We start from the raw sequence: 21,674 nt of genomic DNA, 5'->3' as shown, positions 1-21,674 counted from the left end.
CTACTGGAAACAAGAAATTTAATGCAAAGATATTCTTGCACGCAGTTGCGCGGTGTGGAACCGCGGAGACACACTAAGGCTCTCGCGTGGTCCCATTCGCACGGTCTATTTATCGATGATTCCATACGCGCTTCGTCGGCTGCCACCAATCACAGCAGGTCGGCTCGAATGACGGGCGGGCCACGCACATCCCCTCGCCGACCCGCAAGACAAATGTGGTCATTCCGGAGCCATTGCACCAACAGCTCCGCCTCGCGAGAGCAGCTTTCCAAAGGACTGCGAAGCACGGGTTTTGTGCAGACGGAAGAGCTTGTACCGTTCGGCAATCGCCGCAAGCCCCCTTATGATGCTGTCTTCTATCTGGTCGCTCAAGCGGAATCCGAGCCGATGAAGGCGCCGCGCAAGCAAGTCGCGGTTCTCCACGACACGATCGACGACCAAAGTCTTGCAGTTCGGATCGGCCATGTACGCAACGCTGGCTGATCTTCTTGCCCACCTAATCTGGTATGTGACACATAGACGCGTCCGCATAGGCGGAACGCAAGTCCGTCACGCTCGAGAAATATAGCGAAGAAGCGACAATTGTCTCGGCGGGTCTCATGCCCATTCTTGTAAAGCCACGCACACTGGGTCTGTTGACCAAATGCGAGCGCCGTCCTCCCGGGGCAAGCCTTGTCATTTCCGTTTTCGCGATGTTCGACCTCGCCAACCCGAGTGCGGACCGTCTGGAAGGCGAGCAGGAACTTTGGATGATGGCCGCGAAGGAGCTTCCGCCCGGCAACCCTCTCGACATCGGCATGCCCAAGCCGCAAGCGGAAGTGCTCATCGGCGGACATGCGGCAGCGCCTGAGGGACGGCCGACGGAGCGCATGATGTTGGGCTGGACGCTCGGACCGATGCAGAAGCACCTTCTCGTGACCGGCGACCGTTATTGGCAGATGACCGCCTCCGGCTGGCGACCGACAGCCGCGCAACCATTCCGGCAAATGCAGCTAACGCGGCAACGCGCGTTCGGCGGGCCCGGCTACGCCGCGAACCCCGTCGGCGCCGGCCACGGGGCTCTTCGCCGCAGCATGGCCGGCGAACTGGTGGCGCTGCCCAACGTGGAAAACCCCGAGCACGCGATTCAGTTCATCGAAACGATCGCACCGCCCGCAGCCTTTGGACCAATGGCGCTCGATGATAAGGAGCGCCTGCGATACGCGGGGACCTATGACGCCGCGTGGCTGAAATCGGTTGCTCCCGCTCTGGCGAGCGATGCCGATCCGCGCCTTTTCCTGTTTGCGCCGCCAGACCAGCGCATGGCCGGCTTCATCGCGGGCGGAGAACCCTACGCGCTGCAGAACTTCTCCGCGGAGCATCCGTTGATCGAAGGCCGCCTGCCGGCCTTTCGCGTGCGCTGCTTCGTCGGCTGGAGCGATGCGACGCGTGGCGTCACGGAACTGCCGACGCGCATCGATACCCTGTGGCTGTTCGCGGGAGCCCGCCGCGGCGTCATGATCTACCGCACCGCGACCGCTGTGCAGGAATTGGACGGCAGTGACGTTGGCGACATTATGGTCGCTTACGAACAACAAGGCGAGCCCGCGCGGCCGTTCGATCATTATCTGAATGTCCGGCAGCTGCGGCTCGACCCGACGAGCGCCGCACGGTATGCCTTTTCGGAACATCAACTTGCCCCTGAGATTTCGGCTGCCGAACGCGAACGCCGCGCGGCGCGGCGTCGCTATTTGGCCGAACAGCGCGCAGCGCGGCAGCTGGCCTCCATGCGCTGGGCGCTCGAGCAGGAGTTCGCGGGCATTGAGCTTCCGCCTTCGCTGCGCCCGACGATCGAGATACCGTCGATTGAACCGTCAAGCATTCCGGAATTGTTGCCGGAGGAACTCGAGAGTGGCGAGATCGAATTGGCCGAGATCCTCGACGCCTTGGAGACGGTACAGGCCAAGGCAGAATCCGATCTCGACAAGCTTGACGCTCAATATCAACCCGTGCGCGCGGCCTATGAAAAGATTGCCAGTCGAAACGCCGCATCAAGCGATATCGACGCCTTGCTTGCCGCGATCGGTTCCACGGACGCTGCGCAGTCGATGGACGCAAGCTTTGAGCAAGCTCCGCCATTCCCTGCGCTGCCGGATACTGATCCGGCCCTCATAGGCGATATCGAAGACAAGCTCGCGCGGGCGAAAAACTGGCGTCGCGAAATCCTTGGCGCAGCAGCGCAACCGCTCGACGAGCAAAAACAATCCGAACTTGCACATGCTCGTTTCTTTAACTTGGCGGCTGGACGACCGCTCGAGCCGATACGCAACGCCATATCGGACGGCGCCTTTTCGCTTCCCGATATTCCCGCGCTTGTACTTCCGGAAGAAACGCGGAGCCTCACGCCAGAGGCGCCGCCGCGCCTGACCATTGACGACATACTGGCGCAGATCGAGGCCTCCGGTACACCGCCTGATGTCGCCCAACGAGCGCATACGGCCCTCGCCGATGCTGAAGCGGCGCTCAGGAGGGCCCTTCCTGCGTTACCGTCCTATGACCGCCCGCCGTTCGAGGCATTGAATGCGCCGCATCAAACCGCAAGCGCTGATGAGCCCGAAGGAAGGATCGCCGCGGCTAAAACGGAAGCTACGAAAGCATTGACCGTCCTGCGGACCGAGATCGATAAAGCCGAGGGCCAGTTGGCAGCCGGCATGGCCGCAGCAAGGCTCGCCTCACCCAAGCCGCTCAGGCCTGAAACGATGCTGGCACCAGCTGTCGCACGCACGCTGGGGGATCTGGTGGAAGAGGAGTTCCGGCGCGGCGGCACGGTTGCTGGTCGCGATCTAGCCGGCGCCGACCTCTCCGGGCGGCGATTCGTGAACGCGGACTTCTCCGGCGCCTTTCTTGAGCGCGCGAAGCTGAGCGGGACCAACCTGGCCGGCGCAAAACTGATGAAAGCCGCACTGTCCGGCGCAACGCTCATCAACGCTGATTTAAGCGCGACCGATCTCACCGAAGCCAATCTCGGTGAGGCCGACTGCCGCGGAACGCGTTTCGCAGGCAGCCAGCTTGTGCGCACCAATCTTCTCGGCGCGCGCATGGTGGGCGCATCCTTCGACCAAGCACGGCTTGGCGAGCTCCAGTTTTTGCGGGTACCGATGATCGGGGCAACCTTCCGCTCTGCGCAAATACATCAATGCTCCTTCATCAAAGCCGCCCTCGAGAACAGCGTTTGGGGGGACGCCGTCCTCGAGCGCGGACAATTCATGGATTTATCGCTGTCTGGTGCGAGCTTTGCTGGCGCGCGACTTAAGCAAACCTGCTTTCTCAAAGTGGCAGCGCCCCAACTCGATCTCAGCAGCTCGCAATTTGACCAAGTCAGCTTCATCGGCGACATCGATCTGCGCGACGCCCGCTTCGGCCGCAGCAGCGCCGAGGCGCTCTCTTTTCAGGCGGCCGACCTCACCGGCACCGACTTCACCATGGCTCGACTGAACGGTGTCTATTTCGGCAAGTCGACGCTGGCGCGCGCCATCTTCCGAATGACATCGCTGAAACGCGCGGTCTTCACTGGCAACGATCTGCGCGGCACCGACTTCTATGCCGCTAACCTGCTCGAGGCACATCTCAATGAAGCCGACCTCACCGGCGCCAGTCTACGCCATGCAAATCTCTATGGCGCCGACCTGATGGATGCTTCTTTGGTCGCGACCGATTTGAGCAACGCAAATATCGACCGCACCGTCCTGATGGTCACGCGCCATGTCAATTGATCTCTTATTGCAGTCGGTCGACCATAAGTTCCCCGTACGCGAAGCCAACCTCGATGGCCAGATGCTGTCTGGACTGAGCCTGAACGATGGCGTTGTGCTGAGTTCTTCTTTTCGCGGCAGCCAGTTCACGCGTACCCGCCTGACCGGCATGACGTTTCAGGACTGCGACTTCAGCGGCGCTTCCTTCGCCGACGGTTGCCTTGAAAAATGCATATTCGTCGGTTGCCGCGCTGGCAGATCCGACTGGCGGCGGGCGCGCTTCACCCAGTCGACGTTCATGTCATCAGATTTCAGCCATAGCAACTTCAGCGAGACGCGGTTCAGCCAGACGACAGCCATGCGTTGCGTATTGGACCAGACCACCCTGCGCGGCGCCACCCTATCTCAAAGCGCGCTCATGGATTGTGGGCTCGCCGATGTCGTACTCGACAACGCCACGCTTACGAACGCCGCGATAACGCAGGCCGATTTGCGCAGTGCACAGCTCACGGGATTACGTTGCGACACGATCCATTTCTCGGAATGCGATCTGTCGGAACGGGATCTCTCCGGGCTGATGCTTGCGCGAGCGAACCTGAGCGGCGCCAAGCTGAACCGCACAAATCTCTCCGGCGCCGACCTCTCCGGTGCGGTGTTGGCGGGCGCGAGCCTCGTTGGTGCCGACCTCTCCTGCGCGACCGCCCCGAACACGCTGTTTGTCAGGGCTGACCTGCGAGCCGCAACGCTGCGTGATGCCGATTTGACGCAATGCATCTTCGTAGAGGCGGGCCTCGACGGCTGCGATCTTTCGGGCACAAAACTGGGGATGGCCGTTTTCACACGTGCATCGGCCAAGTTCGCCTTGTTTGCCGGCGCCGACATGTCCTATGCGCTGATGCACCACGCCAAGGTTGATGGCAGCGATTTTTCCGGCTCGCGCTTTCTGCGCACTGACTTTCACTGCGCGTCGACCGAAGGCAGTCTGTTCGTGACCCAGCGTGGGAGTGCCCTGCATACTATGCCGGAACGCGCCGTCGCTGAACTCTACGATGCAAGCCGCGTCATCCCTCTCAACGGAGTGAGCTAAACAAATGACTTTTGTCAATTCAAGTGGCCCGATGTCGGCGGAGGATCAAGCGTTTCCCGACGTCTGCAACACGCCATCCGGTCCCGCCGTTGTGCCTACCCCCTATACAAACGTCGCTATGAACACGACGGCTATTCCTACGCAGTCTCGGTGCCTGATCATGTGTATGCCTGCACACAACATGACGACCGAGCGCGCGACATCGATGGGTGATAGCGCAGGTGTGGCCCTCGGCGTCATCTCTGGCCTTGTCATGGGTCCAGGCCGCGCCAAAGCGGGATCGGACAATTTGTCAATCGGCGGGTCACCGGCAACCAAAATGGGGATGCCGACTAAGCAGAATGGTGCCAACCCGAACGCGTTCGGACTTTCGATATCGCCCTCTCAAACCCGCTTGATGGCGCAGCGCTGAGGTGCCCACAGCCACACGATTAGGGAAGCCTACTATGCCAAATGCCTATACCCGACTGGTCGTTCCAGAAACACCGTCTTCTCCCCTGACCAAGTCGAGTTATCTGCGCCTCGGTTCTTATTCGGACGAAGAAGAAAAACTTGTCACGGGTCTCACAGCGACTATTGGCGAAAGTCCAGCTGCGATCAGCAAACATGAAAGCGACAATGCCGGCTTACTTGCCTTCACCAACAAGGACTTCCAGGCAAATATCGAAGGCGCTGCACTGCTCAAAATCGCTCGCGGTCAGACCACGGAGGTCACGAACGGCAACTCCCAACATCAGGTCTCGAAAGGCACTTATGAGATCTCCGCCGAGAATGGCGTGTCAATCAGTGCTGGCGCTAATGGGACGCCTGCGGACATCATCCTGACGGCCTCGAACCGCGTCAAGCTCATCAACAACGGCCACAAGCTGGAAACGACCGTTGGCAACTCGGAAAAGCAGACGATGGGCGACACCAAGGAATTCTTTCAAGGCACTAAATTCACCTGCATGAGAGGCGCAGCTACCACGCTGGCGATGGCCAATAACGTATGCATGTTCTTTGGGGAAGCGTTCACCTTCAAGATCTCAAGAGAATGTTCATTCAATCTGAGCGATATGAACTCTGTCACGATCGGCAACAAACTTGACATTGTCGAAGGAAACGACGTCAAGCAAGTGATCGGCAATTCGGCCAAGTGTGTTTTTGGACCCGACTTCAAGTCGGCCGATAGTGATACCAAGATTCTCAGGACAAGCAATTTCAAGCTCGCGCCCGTTGACGACTTGAAGGTGGTCGGCCGCGACGGCAAGGTCTGCAAGATGAGCGTGTCCGTAACGGAAGAAGAATTGAGTCAGGGAAAGTCAAGCACGGAACAGTACGAGCTTGTGACCCGAGCAGCTGAGATCATGTCCAGCACCGGCAATGAGGAAGTCATACAAAAGAAGTCGATAAATTTCATGTAGCCGGCTGGAGAGCAGGAATGACGATGACGATCCGTGCCACAAACATCGACATCTTGGCGATGGCCGAGCGCTTGCTTGAACCTGGACATCACACAGCCCGTGTAGTGTCAGTCAGCGATGATGGCACTGCGACGGAGGTCGAAGTCGCTGGCGCTCGTCACACGGCGACGGTGGCTGTTGGCTGCCTGGTCCGGCCTATACCACGGGACATGGTGCTGCTCTTCGCTAACGTGGAGCAAGCCTTCGTCGTGACCGTGCTCGAGCGGGCGGCTTCCAATGGTGGCATGGTCGGCCTACCAGGAGGTCGCAACATGTCGATTGAGGGCGAGACCATCACCATCGCCGCGCGCCAGCGCATATCCTTGCGCGCCGATAGTATCGATCTGCAGGCTAAGTTGTTTGCGGTGCTCGCGAACAAAGGCACCTGGATCGGCAAGCTCTACACGTTAGTCGCGGACCGTGTCCGATGCTCGGCGCGGATCCAGGAAGCGAGCGCCGAGTTGCTTACGGTGAAGGCGGTCGAGCGTGTCGCGGTGATCGAGCGTATTGACTCATTGCAGACCGAAACCCAGGCCATTAGGGTCACCGGCATTGCCTCCGAGATAGCCCACAGCAAAGTCATCGCGGTGAGCGAGGATCTCCGCCTCGACGGCAAACGCGTCACGGTTGCATAGCACAGATGCTGTCCACTGGCATGCCGGCTCCGACCCGGCAGGAGAGGGTTAGAACGGTCCAGGAGTTTATCGCGGCCGGCCGTCTCGAGGAGGCGGAGGCGCTACTGGAGGAGGTCGCCACCACAAGTGATCCCGATACGCTCAATGCGAGGGCCACACTGGCACTTGCGCGGCGGCGGATCGAGTTTGCCTTCGACATGCTGTCGGAAGCGGCGACCATCTACCCCGAACACGCCGGCCTCACCACCAATCTCGGCATCGCCCACGGATTGCTCGGCCGCGCTGAGGAGGCGGTGATTTGCCTCGAACGCGCGGCGGCTCTCGCTCCGCGCAACGCGGAGATCAAGCTGGCGCTCGCTCATGCCCTACTGAGCCGCGGCAACGTTGCGGAAGCCCGCGCGATGACGGAGACCGTTGTCCGACACGAGCCAGGGAATGCGCGTGCCTTCCTTCAACTCGGCGCCATCGAGTTCGCCTTGGGCCACAGCTCGTCGGCTGAGGCCGTCCTGCTTCGTGCGCTTGAGATTGCTCCGGACGATCCCGATGCGCTGGTCAATTTATCGGTGCTCATGCTCGAACGCAGCCGCTTCGACGAGGCGCTCAACCTTGCGGAACGCGCGCATCTGCGCGCCCCGCTCGATACAGCCGGGCTCTTTCATCTGGCTTATTGCCGCGCCGCAACCGGACTCTGGCCGCAAGCGGAGGCCACCTGCAAGAAACTGCTCGCCTATGCGCCGGCTCATGTTGGTGCGCGCGAGATCGTGGCCCGCGTTACAATTGCCAAGGGTGAGGTGGACCGAGGCATTGCGCAACTGACGGAATTCGTTCGCGCTCGCAAATCGGATCCTTCCGCCGCGCTTGCTCTGGCGCGTGTCCTGCATCTCGTTGGCCGGTTCGATGAATCCCTCAAGCTTGTCAGCCACGTCGTGCACACGCGACCAGAGAGCGAAGCAGCGAAGTCTCTACAGACGATGCTTGAACTGACGCTCGGTCACTTCCCGACACCTGATCCGGCCGCCTTGGCGCTTGTGCCGCAGATAGTCGTGCCGCCGACGACGGGCGCCCTCGAATTCGTAGCACTCGTTCGTCTCTTGCGTCAGCTGACGAGCCAGCAAAATGTGCATGTGGTCGCGGAGCCACGTTACCAGGCTCTTCTTGCCGGCCTCGCTGAGCAGGTCATTTCGGACGAGCCGAGGCCCGAGCTCTCAGCTATGCCGTTGCAATCGTTATTGCGCGTTCTGTCGACCGACGCCCGCAACATTGCCGATGGCATTCCCTACCTAAGCCCCGAAGCCGAACTGTTCGCGAAATGGCGGGATGCTCTGGCCGCGTTCGCAAGGCCTTTGGTGGGCATCGTGTGGGAGGATTGCGCTCTCGGCCTCTCGATGGAGCAGGTCGCCGCGGTGATCTCTCACTCCGTCACCCCGGTCAGTTTGATGAGCGGGGCGCAACGGCATGACATGAAGCGATGGAGTCGCCCGATCGATGCTGGTGTGCATATCGAGTGTCCTGCGGAATTGATCGCAGCGATCGCCAATCTCGACGCCGTGGTTGGGCCCGACAGCTTCGCCGTCCATATCGCCGGAGCGCTCGGCGTTCCCGGCGTGGTCTTCGTGCCGCGCGGTTATCCCTGGTATTGGGCTCAGGCCGACGGCAAGCCATTGTGGTATCCTTCATTCGAGGTTGTCGTGCAGGAACGGTTCGGCCATTGGTCCGGCGCGATCGACGAAGGTCGGCGCCGGCTCGAGACCCTGCTGCGCACACGAACGATTGACTGAGCGGCGCTCCCACAGCATCGCGGCAAGCCCAAGTCGCTGGTTGCTGAAGCTGCGATTGCCTGCTTCCTTTCTCCAGATTGCGATTGGCGGCTGGGCTGCGATAGCCAAAGGGGCGAACGCATCGCGCACGTGCTCGAGCGGCTTGAACGCAATGAAAGTGTCACGTTCGAGACAATCACGTTGTTCATCCGCTTTTGGATGACGGTAACATCCGAAGGGCGTTACGCGAGACTTGCCGCCCATGAGAACGTCTCTATCTAGGAGTCACCGGTCCGGCTTGATCTGGTCAGATTTGGAGGTGAATGTGATGAATCCCGTCAACAATATCAACAGAGTCGACGGCCGCAGATTTCGTGCAGACGTACTACGTCCGGCTGCAACTGTTCGGCCGGTCCTTGATCGCTGCTTCATCAATCGTCGGTGATCACCATCCGTGGTGACGGCTATCGGCTTCGAGAAGAGCCGTTCCGGCGCACTTGCTTGCCGGAGAAGACGGCATTGATGAAGACAGAACAAGCCCAGCGAGGCGCTGGCATGACTTTGATCATGTTCCGCGCAGTCGATCACTGCGCCATTCTGGGTGACTGCGGCATCGTCATGGCCAACTTCTCGTTCTTAAGAGCGCGACCGAACCCGTCTTTGAAGTCGCGACATGCGGTCGCGTCCCCGCCTTATCATTCCCTCGAACGAGCCGCTTTTTTCATCCTATCGGATTCGACGTCCAGCTTCTCGGGAAGCATGCGTGCAATGAGATCGGACCTAACCAAACCTGCTAAGCCCCCGCCTATGGCGGGGCGAAAACCGGCAGTTCTACAGCTGCGGGAATGAAGTCATGGAGTCTCCTTGGGGAACCGCCAAGAACCCTCAAGGAGACCATGATGGAAGCAGAGTACAATCATCTTAATCACGCGACCTGGGAGTGCAAGTACCACGTCGTGTTCACGCCGAAGTACCGCAAGAAGCTGCTGTTCGGGAAGATCAAGCGGCACTTGGGCCAGGTATTTCACGATCTGGCGCGACGGAAGGAGTGCCGGATCGAGGAGGGCCACTTGATGCCCGATCATGTTCACATGCTGATATCGATACCTCCGAAGTATTCGGTGGCGCAGATCATCGGATATATGAAGGGGAAGAGTTCGATATGGATCGCGCAGAATGTCGAACGCAAGATGCGAAATTTCCTGGGCCACAAATTTTGGGCCCGCGGATATTTTGTCACGACGGTCGGCCGCGATGAGGAAATGATCCGGGCCTACATCAAGAGCCAGGAAATGGCAGACCAGCAGCTGGATCAGTTGGAGCTCAAGATCTCAGCTGCCCCAAAATCCAATCAATCGTCCTAATATCCCTTAAAACCGCCTTTGGCGGTTCCCCATCAAACCTCCAGCTCTGCTGGAGGTTATTGGCTCGTGTTCCAGCTCAGACCGCCTCGAGAGCGTCGCTCGCTAATACACCACTCCTTACGGCGTCAACGCTGCTTCGAGAGATATCTGCCGCCGTAATACTCTCGCGCGGCCTTCCGACACACCCCCATGTAGAACTCATCCGCGTCTTCGGTGGTGTAACCAGCGCCGGCGAAGCAGCCGCGTGCCACCTCGTGGAGCGTATGCCGTATTGACGTCGTATCCTCGTATACGGCGTTAAGGCACGCGACGATGACTATAACGTCCTCCTTTGAGAGGCGGGGCAGGCCACTCATCAAGCGCGCGTGATTGATGCAGGCGACGGCATTGGCGCACGTGAACGAATCGCCCAACCCTGAGCAATCCTCGAACCCATTGCCCTGCTCGTTCAACTTGAAGTGCGCGATGGGCAGATCTTTCATGATATCGATCTCCTTGTGGTTCAACTCCTCACCTATCACGGGATCATGACCCGATCGCCTCTCCTGAAGCCAGACGTCGAGTTGGTGTAGTCCCGGCCCAACCCAGCTTTTGTTGCGTTTGAGCGGGTTCTTATTTGGATCTTCGAACATAAGCGTCGCATCGAGCTTGTCGGTTTCCGCCCGTGATAGCCAGCCGTGCTCGTACATGGCCTGCATCACGACGTTCTCAGCGTGTCCCCAATGCTCGTCCGCAGCGTAGACCTGCCTGAAGTTCAGGATGGCTTGGCCAGCCGCGAACTGGGCCTCCTCTCTGAGACCGCCGTCCTTGTCGAGCAGCGCCTCCAGCCTCTCGATGCATCGCTTGAAAGTTAGTCCCTTCTCGCTCTGGAAGGTGGCGTCCCGGAAGTGCTGAACGCCCTTGTTCACGAAAGGTTGGGTGATCGACCTCGAGGTGTAGCCATAAGCACCAGTTTCATCGTTGAGCACGCCCGTCAATGCGTACTTGTTCTTTCTGTCGTATAGCGGGCTGTTCGTCAGGTCCGGATCCTTCGGCACTTTGGATGGCCTGTACTTGGCCACGCACTCGTCCTTCACGAGATGACCCTTCATGCAGCTCAGGTTCAGCACAAGAGAAGTGTGCGAAGCTATGGAATCCACCAGGCGACCAACGTGTACATAGGTCGCCGCCCGGTAATCGATCATCGTTACGAACAGGTTGTTACCGCAGGTACAAATTGGATTGAGGGGACGTTCATTGAGGCGCCGAGTGTCAGGGTCGGCAGCGTGATACGACGTATAATACTCCCTCGCCTTCGCCTGAGCCAACCTAAGCCGTTCGTTACTGGTGAAGCCTTTCTTCCCGTCGTGCAGTGATGTGGTAGAAAGGAAAAAGTCGTTTGCGACCTCATTATAGGCGTAGCCCGCGCCCGCGAGATACAATCCGTATTTCACTGCGCGCGCAAAGTTTGGCCCGTCTCCCCTCCCGCCTTTCGCTCCGTCTCCATTATTCGTTCCCTTCCCGACCTGCCGCACTACAGAGCTCCTCCCAGTTGGAGTTGCCACAGTCCGGGCACTGACCGCAGCAAGTGAATGCCCCTCGCCATTGAGCGCAGTCATCGCACTCGGGGCCTCAGCCTGTCCGCCGACGATTTGCCCAACCTGGGAGCGAAGCGCAGCAAGTGAATGACCCGCCTGGTGAAACGCACTGAGCATACTTGGGGCCTCAGCCTGGCCGCCAACGATCCGCCAAACCCGGGAACGTAGAGAAGCAAGGGAATTGCCCATTTCGTGGAACGCGGTCATCGCGCTAAGCTGTCAGGCAGTCCACAAACGATCCGCCGGTTGAGTCTCGAACGCCGTGAAGGCTGGTTGTTCCCAATTCGCATCTCATGCTCGTCAATCACTACCCATGACGCTGGATCAACAGTACGATTCCGGCACCCTGTTCGGCTACACGCGCGATATTTCGGTCCGAACACGACCCACTTGATGCACCGCGAGGCCCTAAAGCCACCAAATGAATCGGACGTATCTTTGCCGCATGTCTACGTTGTTCGTCCGACAATTCGTCCGATCAGCAGGCATATGAACCCGGCTTGCTCAATCGGGCCAGCCTCAATGCACCAATCGGCAATGGCAGCCAATGCTCCCGGCCTATCCAACATTCTGTTGAGCAAGGCTGGACCGATCTACCTACTCTTAGCATTGTCTGCACACTGCCGTGAAGCAGACCCGGCATGGCCACTTCCAAGTCCTGCGACGCGTCGAATGTGCGCAATGTATCCACCATGTACCGGACGGTGCCTGGAACCAAGTCACCGTCCTTGGCTTGGCGGGGGGTGCATAGCGCTTCGTAGACGCCGCAAAACGGCGACAGCGCAAATGTCGCGGCGTTGTCACCATTTATCCTCGCCGCTGGTGCTGCCGGGCACGTGCTCCCATTTCACTTCTTTGTAGGTGAACGACCAGTCTTCCATGTTCTGAAAGAAGTTGTTCTGCGGATTGATCGTCAGCGGCACATAAGCCTTGCCCTCGACTAACGTCGCGTTCTTCCAGCTTGTTTTGAAGAAGTTCTGCGGCTGCGGCACGCCTCCTGGATCGGTGCGGTAGAACTCGCAGACCACCTCTTCGAGCACCTCGTTGGTGGCCAGCGCCTGCCATAGCAGCGGCGAGGCCCTATCGAAGAACTTGGTGAAGAGCACCGGCTGGTGGTTGCGAGCACCCGTGGCGACACCGCTCGTCGCATCGCGAGGAACGATGATACCGCTGGTGAAGGCGACCACGGTGATCTTCCTTTGCTTACCCGCATCACCCTTGGCGACCTGCCCGATGCTGTCCGGCTTGGAGGCATCCTTGGAGATGTCGCCCTGCTTCTTTCCCTTGATTGTCATGTAGGCTTCAAGTGACACGTTCGTCTCCCAGTCTCTGGCATACGCCGGCACGCACCGGCACAATGGACATCGCAACATCCGTGCCAGAAGCCGTGCGCACCCGACACTGATATTTGTCGGGCCTTCCGGACGTGATGGTCAATAGGACTGGGCAGATTTCCAGGCACCGGCACCATCAAGCGAAGACCTCGTCGCGATCGAGACAGCAATTCGTCACGGCATGACTGGGCCGACCTGTTTCAATTGACACTCGACCTCGAGAAATGCACGTGTGGCAACGTCGAGGACAGCCTGCCCCGTCACACGGTAACCCATGCGGTTATCAACAACGGCATTGCCCTGCAGGGCGTAGACGAGCACCGTGCAAGGACCGCGTCGTTCCTGCTCGAGATAGTGCGCGGATAATTTGAGGCGCAATTCTCGTCCGTCACGAAGCCGTTGCGAGCAAATGCCATCGGCCGACGGCGGTGGTATGTTGATCGATGCTGTTGGCAGGATGGTCGCGCGTGCCGTATTGGCGACCGCTTCCAATAGCGGGTCGATCTCGTGAGTCGCTGGGCGCCAGACGGCCATAAGGTTCCATGAGGTGAAGAAATCACGGAGATCCGTCGTACATCACGATCGAGGCGCCAGATTGCGACATAAGGCGATTGGACAAGTGCGTGTCCGAGGTCACTCCTCCCTTCATATCTGGATTGTGGACCGCTCCGACAACGACCGGCCGGTCAATGTCGCCGTTGATGTAGCCGACCAGAACTTCCGTTCCGGGGACCAACGGACAATGCAAGCCGGTTTGATTCGGACCTGCATAAGGTTCGAGCTTGCGCACGTAGTCGCTGCCAGGGCCCTCGGCCGGTTCGTCGGCGAATGTAAGCTGCAGCTTGTAGCGGCCCTGGTCGTCGATCTCGGCCCGCCCGTTCCAGGCTTCTCCATCGACTGTGGCGGTGTGGAGGCCGACGCCAAGAGGCACGGGCGTCATCGCAACCGGTCGATAAGGCACGTCCGAGCGGATGCAATGGACCATGTTCTGGTAGGCTCGCCCATTTTGCCCGAATGCGCCGAATCCGGTTGGCGCCGGGCGATAGGCCGAGTGATCCGCGGCGATGACGAGATATTCACCATCGAAGCGGGGATGGCCCTCCAGTTCGAAAATGACGCCAGCGCGCAGCTCCGGTGCGTCGCTGTGGGCGATGTACATTGTCTGGCCGGCGCAGATCTGCTCGGCACGGATCCGGGCCAGCGTGGCCGCTTCTGCTTCGGTCGCAAAATGCCCGCCGAAGCGCGAGGCTTTGCCCAAGAAGCCGCTGCCTTGTCCGACCTGCTTATCGACGGACACGACGGAAGGCACCGTTTCGTTGTAATCGCGGAGCGCGATGGTCTTTGTCGAGAGAACCCGGCGCTGCCGGAATGACCGGACGGCGCTTTCGTCGACGCCTCGCGATGTCTTGCGCTCGTGCTGGCGCGCATAAAGAATCGCCGACTTAACGCCGAACCCGATCTTGGGGAAGGCCAGATTCTTGTCGCCGAAGACGACGGTTTCACCCTCGTCTTCTTGCTTGAAGAAGTAGAAAATTCCGTCCCGTTCGCAAAGGCGCGAAATGAACGTCAAATCACTTTCATTGTATTGCACAACATAATTTCGCTTGGGATAGCGATCAAGATTGTATTCGGTGGGAATGTTGATGCTCACCTTGTTCAACTGCTGTTTAATGATGTCATCGACGCCCATGGGTTGGCCAGGGCCATAAATGCGGCTCGCGATGGAGAGCTCGGCGACCGCAAAACGCGGCCGCAGGACGAACTGGAGCACCCGCAGGTCAGTCACCGTTGGATCGAGTTCCTCAACTTGGGCGCACAGGCCCGAGGCAAGCCATCGCCCGCATGCGGTTTTGACAGAAAGCTTGGCGCGCTCGCCTATCAAAGAGCCGGTATCGACATTGCTCGATGTCGTGGCATAGATCACGTAGCTGAACGGCAGGGAAATGCACTCTGTGCCCTCGAACCCTTGCACGTCGAGTTCAATGTTGGGCTTGCTGCAAATGTGCAGGTCAATACTGAGATTGGAGTCGTTGGTCATCGGTGCACCAAGTCAAACTGTGGCAGTGTTAGGCATGCTCGTCACAGGTGCCGCGGAGCGCGGGTCGATTGGGAGCCCGAAGCACTCAATGCTAACGATATCTCACCTTCCTTACGCGTTTTACGACAGCAGCATGTCGCCGACAGCAGAACTTAGTAAAGCCAGGCACGGGACGGTCGAGACGCCGGACGAACTCACCGACAGGCTCGATACGGTCGCGGCGGTTTAGGGCCTGAAGCGAGCCCCCGCCATTCCGCTGGCGAGATGGTAGCTTCTCGTTGCCATGCATAGTGTATCGCGATCGGCTAGCGGCGCCGTGATGCACGTCCAAACGGCGCATCTGGCGACATTGGTTCTGAAGAGTTCATCGCTCTCTCCAACAGCTCCGAGCGCAAGCTGCATCTCACACGGTGAGCCTTGCCCATCAGCACGGATTCGACACCCGGGTGTGCATTCGAACTGCCTGCGGTGCTAGCATTGGCCGCCTCTTTCGCGCCATTGTTGTGAAGCCGATCGACTGGCCCACGCGCCTGTTGTGTGCGCTCTCAGGTGCGGCGGTAGATACGCTGGGTTTCCTTCTCAAAACGATGCACACGGGTTCAAGGGAAAGAGAGCATCATTCGTCTTGCGCTTCGTGTACTCAGCCAATCGGGGTCGCTGCATCTCAATAGCAACAGCCGTGCCAATGACGTCTCCTCATTTGATCTCTGATTAGATTTTGAAAAACTGAGGTTTGCCAAATAAGTGTTCTCAACCTGACAGAGGCGGCGCGACTGTCAGACACTGGACAAGAGTCAAGCTGGTCGAACCCTGACATGAGGCCGTTTCGCGGCATCCCATGATTTGTCGCTCGAAAAGGTTATATTTTTAAAACCGACCTCCAGAGGGACGGTCCAAGATGATCAGCAAGTGACGTGCCGCGCGAGGCTGCCAAAGAGAGGCCTTCGACGGCTGATGGCGAGCCTGTTTGGTGGGCCACAACATTGAAGACGGTACTTCGATTCTAAGACTGCCCAGCAAACAGACATGTCGATCATTGAACAGAAAGTGTTTGTGACCGAACAGACAGTGCAGATTGGTCTGTTTCACTTTCTGGCATCGCGATCTCTTGTTCTAGCCTGAGCACCTCAGAAAAGCACGACGCGCCTTGCGCTCCTAAGAGGTGGCGCGTTATGACCGCTTCAGGCTAGACGCGGCACTGAAGATTGTGGCTCCTGTCTTCGAACCGCCTTGGATGCGAGGCCGAGATAACCCCGGAGCTATCGAGGGCGCCGACATTGCGACGCGACAGGACAACCATGGCTCCGGTCCGTGCGCAGACAAGGAAGGGGATCCGAGGAGCAGAGCGTGAGGCGCAGATGAGCCGGCGGTTTGAGCTTCTCGTCGCTCAGGATTATACGGCAGCCGATCGATCTCGTTATTGCTCCGGTGGAATTGCCTTTTATGGGCGAACGCGAGAACGAGTCTCGAGATGTTCAGATGGTCGACGTCGTCGGATTCCTCATGGTCATCGCAGCACATATGGCGCTACCGAACGCGGAGTGTGGGCTGTTGGAAGATTGATCGCGAACAAGCTGGAGCGGCGGCGAATCGTGCTGCTTTTCAATTCGAAAACATCGGGCAAGACGGCCCCCAACCGAACTCACGCGACGTGCGCGCTTCGGATCGAGCGAGCATGCCTTACCGCTGCAGTTGCACCTTTTACCGGAGGTTCGCGTGAGTGACAGCAGTAGCGGCTCCAATCAGTGGCCCCGCCCCTATGCGGTGGATACGCAGCTTTATGACCAATTCTGGAACTGGCTTGCTGCGAAGCTTCCGCGCCGCCGCTCCTACGGTGCCGCCGTTGCCGCAGGCGATATGTACGACTTCCTCGCGTGGATCCGCGAGACCAACAGACCCCCAATGGCCGACCGGATTGCGCAGTCGTCGTTGGACGCCGACGTGCAAGCCTATGCAGCTGACTATATAGGGCGCGATGTACCGCCGATTGGTAGATTTCGTGACCGCCTCCTGAACTTGCGAGATATGCTTCGGGACCTGCAATTTGAGAACTGGGCTCGTGAAAGGCATTTGATGTTTGAGGGCTTTGAGGGAGCCAGGCCATCGTCATCGAGCGGCAGTAGCAGCCATAACACCGACAGCAGCGGCTCCAATCAGGGACCCGGCCCTTATGATGTGGATTTACCGCTCTATGAGGACTTTTGGAATTGGCTTACTGAGAAGCTCCCGAACCGCCGCTCGCGCGGCGCCAATCATGCCGCAGACGATATGAGCGATTTCCTCAAGTGGATCCGCGAGACCAACAGACCCCCAATGGCTGACCGGATTGCACTGCCGTCGTTGGATACGGACATACAAGCCTATGCAGGCGACTATATAGGGCGCGACTCACCCACGATTGGCGGGTTTCGTAACCGTCTCCTGAATTTGCGAGATATGCTTCGGGATTTCCACCACGAGGTTCAACTCGAGAACTGGGCCCGTACGCGCGGTGCGATGTTTCAGGGCTTCGAAGTCGCCGGGCCATCGTCATCACCGCTGGCGCCCACAATGCCGTCGGATCGCCCGACCATTGCAGCCGGCGCAGGGGCCAGGCAGGCAGAGCGTGACTTCGGAGCTTATGTCCTCCCCGGTTGGAGGGGCGGCCTTGCCCCGGACCCACTGATCGCGGAATTGCGAGAAAGCAGCCTCCTTCCGGCGCTGTTGCGGCCACAAAGTGTGCTTATCAACGGTATGCGCTATGCTGCGGTATTGTGGCCAGGGCGGGCGCCCGTGACCCCAAATAATCCGGAAGGCGAAAACTTTATTCTGACCCCTGGATACAGGGAGTTAGGGCTACAGTCCCATTCTCGAGTTGAGCAGATGAATGAAATCGGGCAATTCCCCGATATCGGAGAGAGACTGGACCCAGGCTGGATCCACGGCCCCCGAGAGGCCGACGACTCCCTGATCAGCGTACTGGGAGACTTCAGACTTCTGCCGACCCCGGAGGTCCCAATGACGCGTTTCTACATCCTGCGTGAGCGGTACACAGCCGAATCGGGACCAGACGGCCGCATCCTTGTCATCCATCGCCCCTAACTTTGCTGAAGGAACGCGTTTGGGCTGCAAACCCACCTTCGAGTGGAGCAGATGAATGAAGCGGGGCCCCATCGTCTGCTAAGCGTGACGAGACCAGGTTGGATGGCCTGCATTTACGAACTGGTTGACCATACCTCGTGAACAACTCGCGCGGCCTTGCCGATTGTGGCGCGGTACCGCAGCGGTGGTTTGCGCGGCAGCTCATGGCGCGAGGCCGCCAGGAAGATGATGGTGTCGAGTGGCCGTGGGAACTTGGTCCTGAGTCTGCGCCCCGAAGAGATCCTGGTCCCATCGATAAAACTAGCCGCTCGCTTCGATGCGATCTTGGTGTTTGTCCACTGGACAACCCGCGGCGCGATCTCGGGAAAATCGCGTTCGCCAGCCAACACGCGTTTTTTGAAGCTGAGCTTACTGTCGTGGACGAACTCCCATGCCGAGCGATAGTCGAAATTCAGGCAGCGTCAGGCAAGCTCGGCAATGAGTGATCTTGTCCCGATGTATGGGCGTGTTGGGCTCGCGGCTCATTCTGGGATTGGTGAATTTCCATTCGCGGAATGAAGCGTGGTTCAATTGTAGAAACATGCGGTGAGGGCGAATATGTCGCGCGCCGCGGCGTCGCGATTTTGGTATGGGCGGTGACGGACATGGTCTGCCTTGAGGATGTGGAAGAGGCGCTCCGTCGGAGCCTTGTGGAAGCAGTCGGCATTACGGCCCGCCGACGCTTGATGCCGGCGGGCGAGAGAACTGCGCGATAATCGTTTCATGCATGCTGTACGCTTTCGATCGGAGTGATCCGGCAGTGGGGGTGTTCCCGCTGGCGCTTCATCGTCAATGCACAAGGAGGCAACTTCAGTCCAGAGATGATCGCGCACGACCGCCGACGAGGTCGGACGTACGGTCCGTCCGTTAGGGATGCCCTGATCGCGTTGTGGGACGCTTCCGACCAGCCTTGCAGCAAGCGGCTGGTTGTGATGATCCCATTGTTGCTCCCGGCGCTCGAACGGCATGTCAGATTGGAGCTCTCTGCGGGTGAGCGACTGCTAATCTTGACGGTAAGCGCGGCGACGATCGACCGCCTGTCAAGCGCCGCGAAGATCGGGGCAGTTGGCGAGCGAAGACGACAGGCAGGTTTTTCCACTGCCGTGCGGCGGCAAGCCCTGGTGCGCGCGTTCAATGACTGGGGGTCACCTCCGCCGCGTTACTGCGAAGCGGATCTAGTTGCGCACGGCGGCATGCTCGTATGCCGGCGCCTTCATTGAGACGCTAATAATGGTGGACGTCGCAGCGGGGTGGACCGAAAGCTTTCCGCTCATCGTGCGTGAGGCGGCTGTTATCGTCGAGGCTCTCGAACGCGAGCAGAACCTATTTCCATGGCTCGTTCGTGGGCTCGACTTCAAGCCCGATCCAGAAAGAAACCACGATCCGCTTCGGTAACATTGTCACCTGAGGCAATATGCCACCCACGTCCATGTCGCCCGACACCAGAGCGCCGATTTAGTCCGTCCTTTTTCCCCAATGCGCGTCGGCGAATCGAATTGGAGCAGAGCACGCCCAGATCTTCGGCTACTCAGTTCCTAGATCTGCAAGGACGGTATTCAGCCTCCTTTAAGTCGAGGGATCAGAATAATATTCAAGCCTAGGAGCCTGTCCAGTTAGCTTTGGGAAGGCAGTTTTATCTTGATAATGGCGGCTCAGGCGGCCCTTGCGAGCTTGACGAGGTTGTGAGCGGTGCAGATGAGCGCCCATTCTGCGCAGACCTTTTCGATGCCGCGCAGCAGGGCCTGAACCCTCTTCCTGTTTGATCTGTCCGAAGACGGCTTCGACGATCTGCTTGCGCAAGCGGTAGCGACTTCGGTAGCCGGCGTTCTCCTGGTTGACGCTTTGCGCCGGCAAGTGGGTGCCTGGCCGCGAGGAAAACTTGGTCTCGATGTTGCCTTCCGCGCAAGCCAGAGAACCGCGGTCATAGCAACGTCTAAGGCCACCAATGAGTGGCGCTATTGGCGCGTCGAGCGACGTTGATCGCGATAGCAGGATTGCCGGCAGTGCCAAGTACCAATGCGGTTCGCCGATGATCGCGGGCCTCGTGAAAACATAGCGAGCAATGTAGACGTCGCCTTCTTTGAACTGCTCGGGGTGGCGCGTTTTCTGGCGGCTCAGGCGGGTGGGAAATGGACTTGATCGGCGTAGAGGTGCCACACCCCAAAAAGAAGGAATGAAAGAACCGGCGTTGGCATTTTATAAAATATCCGCATGGCCGGGCTCGCGATTTCCCGGCGCGACGAGCGGTCGGGCGGCCTCCCTGGCGCCGGTCTCCAAATTCGGCCGAGACCGCTCGTCGTACAGGGTGCGTTCTGGCAGCGGAGGTGTTCGCCTCGTCCCAGTCGGCCGTATGCAAAGATTGCTTGATCTGGCCGTCAATCCGAAACGGGTGAGCCGCGCCGTAATCCGGCGACGAAACCACCAAATCTCGTTCCGCGGATCTATCGATACAATTTGAATTGCGGCGCTTCGGGCGAATTCTGGCGGAGAGGAGAGATCCTCTCTCGCGTTGCCGATGAGCACTCAAAAAGAGAGCCTGTCCGCTCTCATTCTGGCTTTTTTGCTTCCTACAGAGAAAGTAGCTTCGAGGGCGCCTGCTCTCGCTTTACGACAGCGGCGCGCGTTGACCGCACAATCGGTAGAACCAGGGCGGGCGGCCAAGGCGCTGGACGAACTCACCGACGGTTTCGATACGGTCACGGCGGTTGAGGGCAAGCCCGGAAGCGAGGACCCGCCATTGCGCTGGCGAAATAGTCGGCGGCGGCGCCGGTGTGAGATTTGCGTTGAGCGCCTCGTTGGCTGGCCACTGCGCATACGGGTGGATGCCGGTCAGGGTCAGGTAGGCGACCACCGCGAGAGAATAGACATCGTCGCTTTCTGCCCGTGGCTCACCCATCAGCATCTCCGGCGACGCATAAGCCGGCGTCAACAGTCCAATCTGATCGAGCAGAGCCGCAGCCCTTTCGTGGTGCCGCGGACCGTCCAGCATGAGGACTGTCCCAAAGTCCACAATTTTGATTTCGCCGGTCGAGGTCATGAAGATGTTTCCCGGTTTGAGGTCACCATGGACGATCCCTAGACTATGCATGTGGACGAGGCCCTGCCCGGCGGCGCGGACGATCTGAAAGGACACAGAGGGTGACAGCGGCCGTCCCTGACGATCGGCCAGGATCTGCGCCAGCGAGCGGCCTTTTAAGAACTCCATTACCAGGTAATGGTACTTGCCGTCGTAATCGGAATCGTAGATCCGCACCAAATTCCGGTGTACGCAGTCGCGCAAAAGACGCGCCTCGCGGTGCAACAACTCCACTAATTTCTGGCGGATCTTCGCATGTGGTTGGATGACCTTCACTGCGACTTCTGGACTTTGTTCGCGCGCCCACAGGCCGATGCGATCAATCGCACGATAGACGGTGCTGGTGCTGCCCTCGCTAATGACCTCCGCCAGGTCGAAACGGCCGCCGAGCACGTATCCCAAGGGGGCCGTACTCACAATGCAGCCTCGGCCAGGCATTCGACGATCGCACTCGTGTCGTTGATAGCCTGTTGCGCAAGAGCGCAAGGCAGGACCCTGCCCGTCGGAACGTCG

General features: G+C 59.1%; 17 protein-coding genes and 1 pseudogene. 11 read left to right on the top strand and 7 right to left on the bottom strand.

The window, feature by feature from the left end; translation table 11 throughout:
- Positions 1-219: 219 nt before the first annotated feature.
- Positions 220-465: a hypothetical protein gene (locus CP49_RS45230; RefSeq protein WP_108522811.1), complete on the bottom strand. Its 246-nt coding sequence runs from the start codon at positions 463-465 to the stop codon at positions 220-222.
- 134 nt (positions 466-599) lie between these two features.
- Between CP49_RS45230 and CP49_RS27190 the strand changes: the two genes are divergently transcribed.
- The 7 genes from CP49_RS27190 (at position 600) to tnpA (ending at position 10,016) form a co-directional block, all read left to right on the top strand.
- The gene (locus CP49_RS27190) at positions 600-3,752 is read left to right on the top strand and encodes a DUF2169 family type VI secretion system accessory protein (protein ID WP_057853234.1); all 3,153 of its coding nucleotides are present in this window, start codon (positions 600-602) and stop codon (positions 3,750-3,752) included.
- A complete protein-coding gene (locus tag CP49_RS27185; protein ID WP_057853233.1) occupies positions 3,742-4,818 on the top strand; it encodes a pentapeptide repeat-containing protein in 1,077 nt (358 codons plus the stop codon). Before CP49_RS27190 ends, CP49_RS27185 begins: the two co-directional genes overlap by 11 nt.
- Positions 4,819-4,822: 4 nt before the next feature.
- Positions 4,823-5,230 carry a DUF4150 domain-containing protein gene (locus CP49_RS49420; protein WP_197423250.1) on the top strand — a complete coding sequence of 136 codons (408 nt, stop codon included), beginning with the start codon at positions 4,823-4,825 and terminating at the stop codon, positions 5,228-5,230.
- 34 nt (positions 5,231-5,264) lie between these two features.
- Complete coding sequence (locus tag CP49_RS27175; protein ID WP_057853231.1) at positions 5,265-6,221, top strand: hypothetical protein; 957 nt, start codon at positions 5,265-5,267, stop codon at positions 6,219-6,221.
- A 17-nt stretch (positions 6,222-6,238) separates the two neighbouring features.
- Positions 6,239-6,895 (top strand): DUF3540 domain-containing protein, encoded by a 657-nt coding sequence (locus tag CP49_RS27170; RefSeq protein ID WP_057853230.1) that lies wholly within the window; start codon positions 6,239-6,241, stop codon positions 6,893-6,895.
- A gap of 5 nt (positions 6,896-6,900) precedes the next feature.
- The gene (locus CP49_RS27165; protein WP_057853229.1) at positions 6,901-8,673 is read left to right on the top strand and encodes a tetratricopeptide repeat protein; all 1,773 of its coding nucleotides are present in this window, start codon (positions 6,901-6,903) and stop codon (positions 8,671-8,673) included.
- 878 nt (positions 8,674-9,551) lie between these two features.
- Complete coding sequence (gene tnpA / locus CP49_RS27160) at positions 9,552-10,016, top strand: IS200/IS605 family transposase (RefSeq protein WP_057853322.1); 465 nt, start codon at positions 9,552-9,554, stop codon at positions 10,014-10,016.
- Between the two features lie 125 nt (positions 10,017-10,141).
- Here the strand turns inward: tnpA and xopAG are convergent, their stop codons facing one another.
- The 4 genes from xopAG to CP49_RS27140 all read right to left on the bottom strand — a co-directional run bounded on the left by xopAG (position 10,142) and on the right by CP49_RS27140 (position 14,965).
- The gene (xopAG, locus tag CP49_RS27155) at positions 10,142-11,530 is read right to left on the bottom strand and encodes a XopAG/AvrGf1 family type III secretion system effector (RefSeq protein ID WP_197423249.1); all 1,389 of its coding nucleotides are present in this window, start codon (positions 11,528-11,530) and stop codon (positions 10,142-10,144) included.
- Between the two features lie 863 nt (positions 11,531-12,393).
- The gene (locus tag CP49_RS27150) at positions 12,394-12,906 is read right to left on the bottom strand and encodes an Hcp family type VI secretion system effector (RefSeq protein WP_063791791.1); all 513 of its coding nucleotides are present in this window, start codon (positions 12,904-12,906) and stop codon (positions 12,394-12,396) included.
- Between the two features lie 195 nt (positions 12,907-13,101).
- On the bottom strand, positions 13,102-13,461 hold the full coding sequence (locus tag CP49_RS27145; RefSeq protein ID WP_057853227.1) for a hypothetical protein: 360 nt from the start codon (positions 13,459-13,461) through the stop codon (positions 13,102-13,104).
- Positions 13,462-13,483: 22 nt separating this feature from the next.
- Entirely contained in the window at positions 13,484-14,965 is a 1,482-nt protein-coding gene (locus tag CP49_RS27140) for a type VI secretion system Vgr family protein (protein WP_057853226.1), read from the bottom strand.
- Between the two features lie 88 nt (positions 14,966-15,053).
- Between CP49_RS27140 and CP49_RS46355 the strand changes: the two genes are divergently transcribed.
- The 4 genes from CP49_RS46355 (at position 15,054) to CP49_RS45225 (ending at position 19,480) form a co-directional block, all read left to right on the top strand.
- Complete coding sequence (locus CP49_RS46355; RefSeq protein ID WP_156439760.1) at positions 15,054-15,194, top strand: hypothetical protein; 141 nt, start codon at positions 15,054-15,056, stop codon at positions 15,192-15,194.
- A gap of 1,142 nt (positions 15,195-16,336) precedes the next feature.
- On the top strand, positions 16,337-16,528 hold the full coding sequence (locus CP49_RS27130) for a hypothetical protein (protein WP_057853224.1): 192 nt from the start codon (positions 16,337-16,339) through the stop codon (positions 16,526-16,528).
- 153 nt (positions 16,529-16,681) lie between these two features.
- A complete protein-coding gene (locus tag CP49_RS27125) occupies positions 16,682-18,046 on the top strand; it encodes a hypothetical protein (protein ID WP_156438682.1) in 1,365 nt (454 codons plus the stop codon).
- Between the two features lie 1,269 nt (positions 18,047-19,315).
- Positions 19,316-19,480, top strand: coding sequence for a hypothetical protein (locus tag CP49_RS45225; RefSeq protein WP_156434009.1), 165 nt, complete (start codon positions 19,316-19,318; stop codon positions 19,478-19,480).
- A 257-nt stretch (positions 19,481-19,737) separates the two neighbouring features.
- On the opposite strand, the pseudogene CP49_RS45220 reads toward CP49_RS45225, so the two are convergent.
- Positions 19,738-19,909: pseudogene (locus CP49_RS45220) on the bottom strand (transposase); the annotation flags it as partial.
- Between the two features lie 781 nt (positions 19,910-20,690).
- Complete coding sequence (locus tag CP49_RS27105) at positions 20,691-21,554, bottom strand: serine/threonine-protein kinase (RefSeq protein WP_245310901.1); 864 nt, start codon at positions 21,552-21,554, stop codon at positions 20,691-20,693.
- Between the last annotated feature and the right edge of the window lie 120 nt (positions 21,555-21,674).

It is taken from the genome of Bradyrhizobium valentinum, assembly GCF_001440405.1.
GTDB lineage: Bacteria > Pseudomonadota > Alphaproteobacteria > Rhizobiales > Xanthobacteraceae > Bradyrhizobium > Bradyrhizobium valentinum.
Note: the sequence above shows the minus strand (reverse complement) of the source record. Positions and strands in the feature narration are given on the sequence as shown.

Excerpts from the sequence above, each read along its gene's own strand:
- CP49_RS45230 (WP_108522811.1), bottom strand. The coding sequence starts at position 465 with ATGGCCGATCCGAACTGCAAGACTTTGGTCGTCGATCGTGTCGTGGAG.
- CP49_RS27190 (WP_057853234.1), top strand. The coding sequence starts at position 600 with ATGCCCATTCTTGTAAAGCCACGCACACTGGGTCTGTTGACCAAATGC.
- CP49_RS27185 (WP_057853233.1), top strand. The coding sequence starts at position 3,742 with ATGTCAATTGATCTCTTATTGCAGTCGGTCGACCATAAGTTCCCCGTA.
- CP49_RS49420 (WP_197423250.1), top strand. The coding sequence starts at position 4,823 with ATGACTTTTGTCAATTCAAGTGGCCCGATGTCGGCGGAGGATCAAGCG.
- CP49_RS27175 (WP_057853231.1), top strand. The coding sequence starts at position 5,265 with ATGCCAAATGCCTATACCCGACTGGTCGTTCCAGAAACACCGTCTTCT.
- CP49_RS27170 (WP_057853230.1), top strand. The coding sequence starts at position 6,239 with ATGACGATGACGATCCGTGCCACAAACATCGACATCTTGGCGATGGCC.
- CP49_RS27165 (WP_057853229.1), top strand. The coding sequence starts at position 6,901 with ATGCTGTCCACTGGCATGCCGGCTCCGACCCGGCAGGAGAGGGTTAGA.
- tnpA (WP_057853322.1), top strand. The coding sequence starts at position 9,552 with ATGGAAGCAGAGTACAATCATCTTAATCACGCGACCTGGGAGTGCAAG.
- CP49_RS27145 (WP_057853227.1), bottom strand. The coding sequence starts at position 13,461 with ATGGCCGTCTGGCGCCCAGCGACTCACGAGATCGACCCGCTATTGGAA.
- CP49_RS27140 (WP_057853226.1), bottom strand. The coding sequence starts at position 14,965 with ATGACCAACGACTCCAATCTCAGTATTGACCTGCACATTTGCAGCAAG.
- CP49_RS46355 (WP_156439760.1), top strand. The coding sequence starts at position 15,054 with ATGCTAACGATATCTCACCTTCCTTACGCGTTTTACGACAGCAGCATG.
- CP49_RS45225 (WP_156434009.1), top strand. The coding sequence starts at position 19,316 with ATGGTGGACGTCGCAGCGGGGTGGACCGAAAGCTTTCCGCTCATCGTG.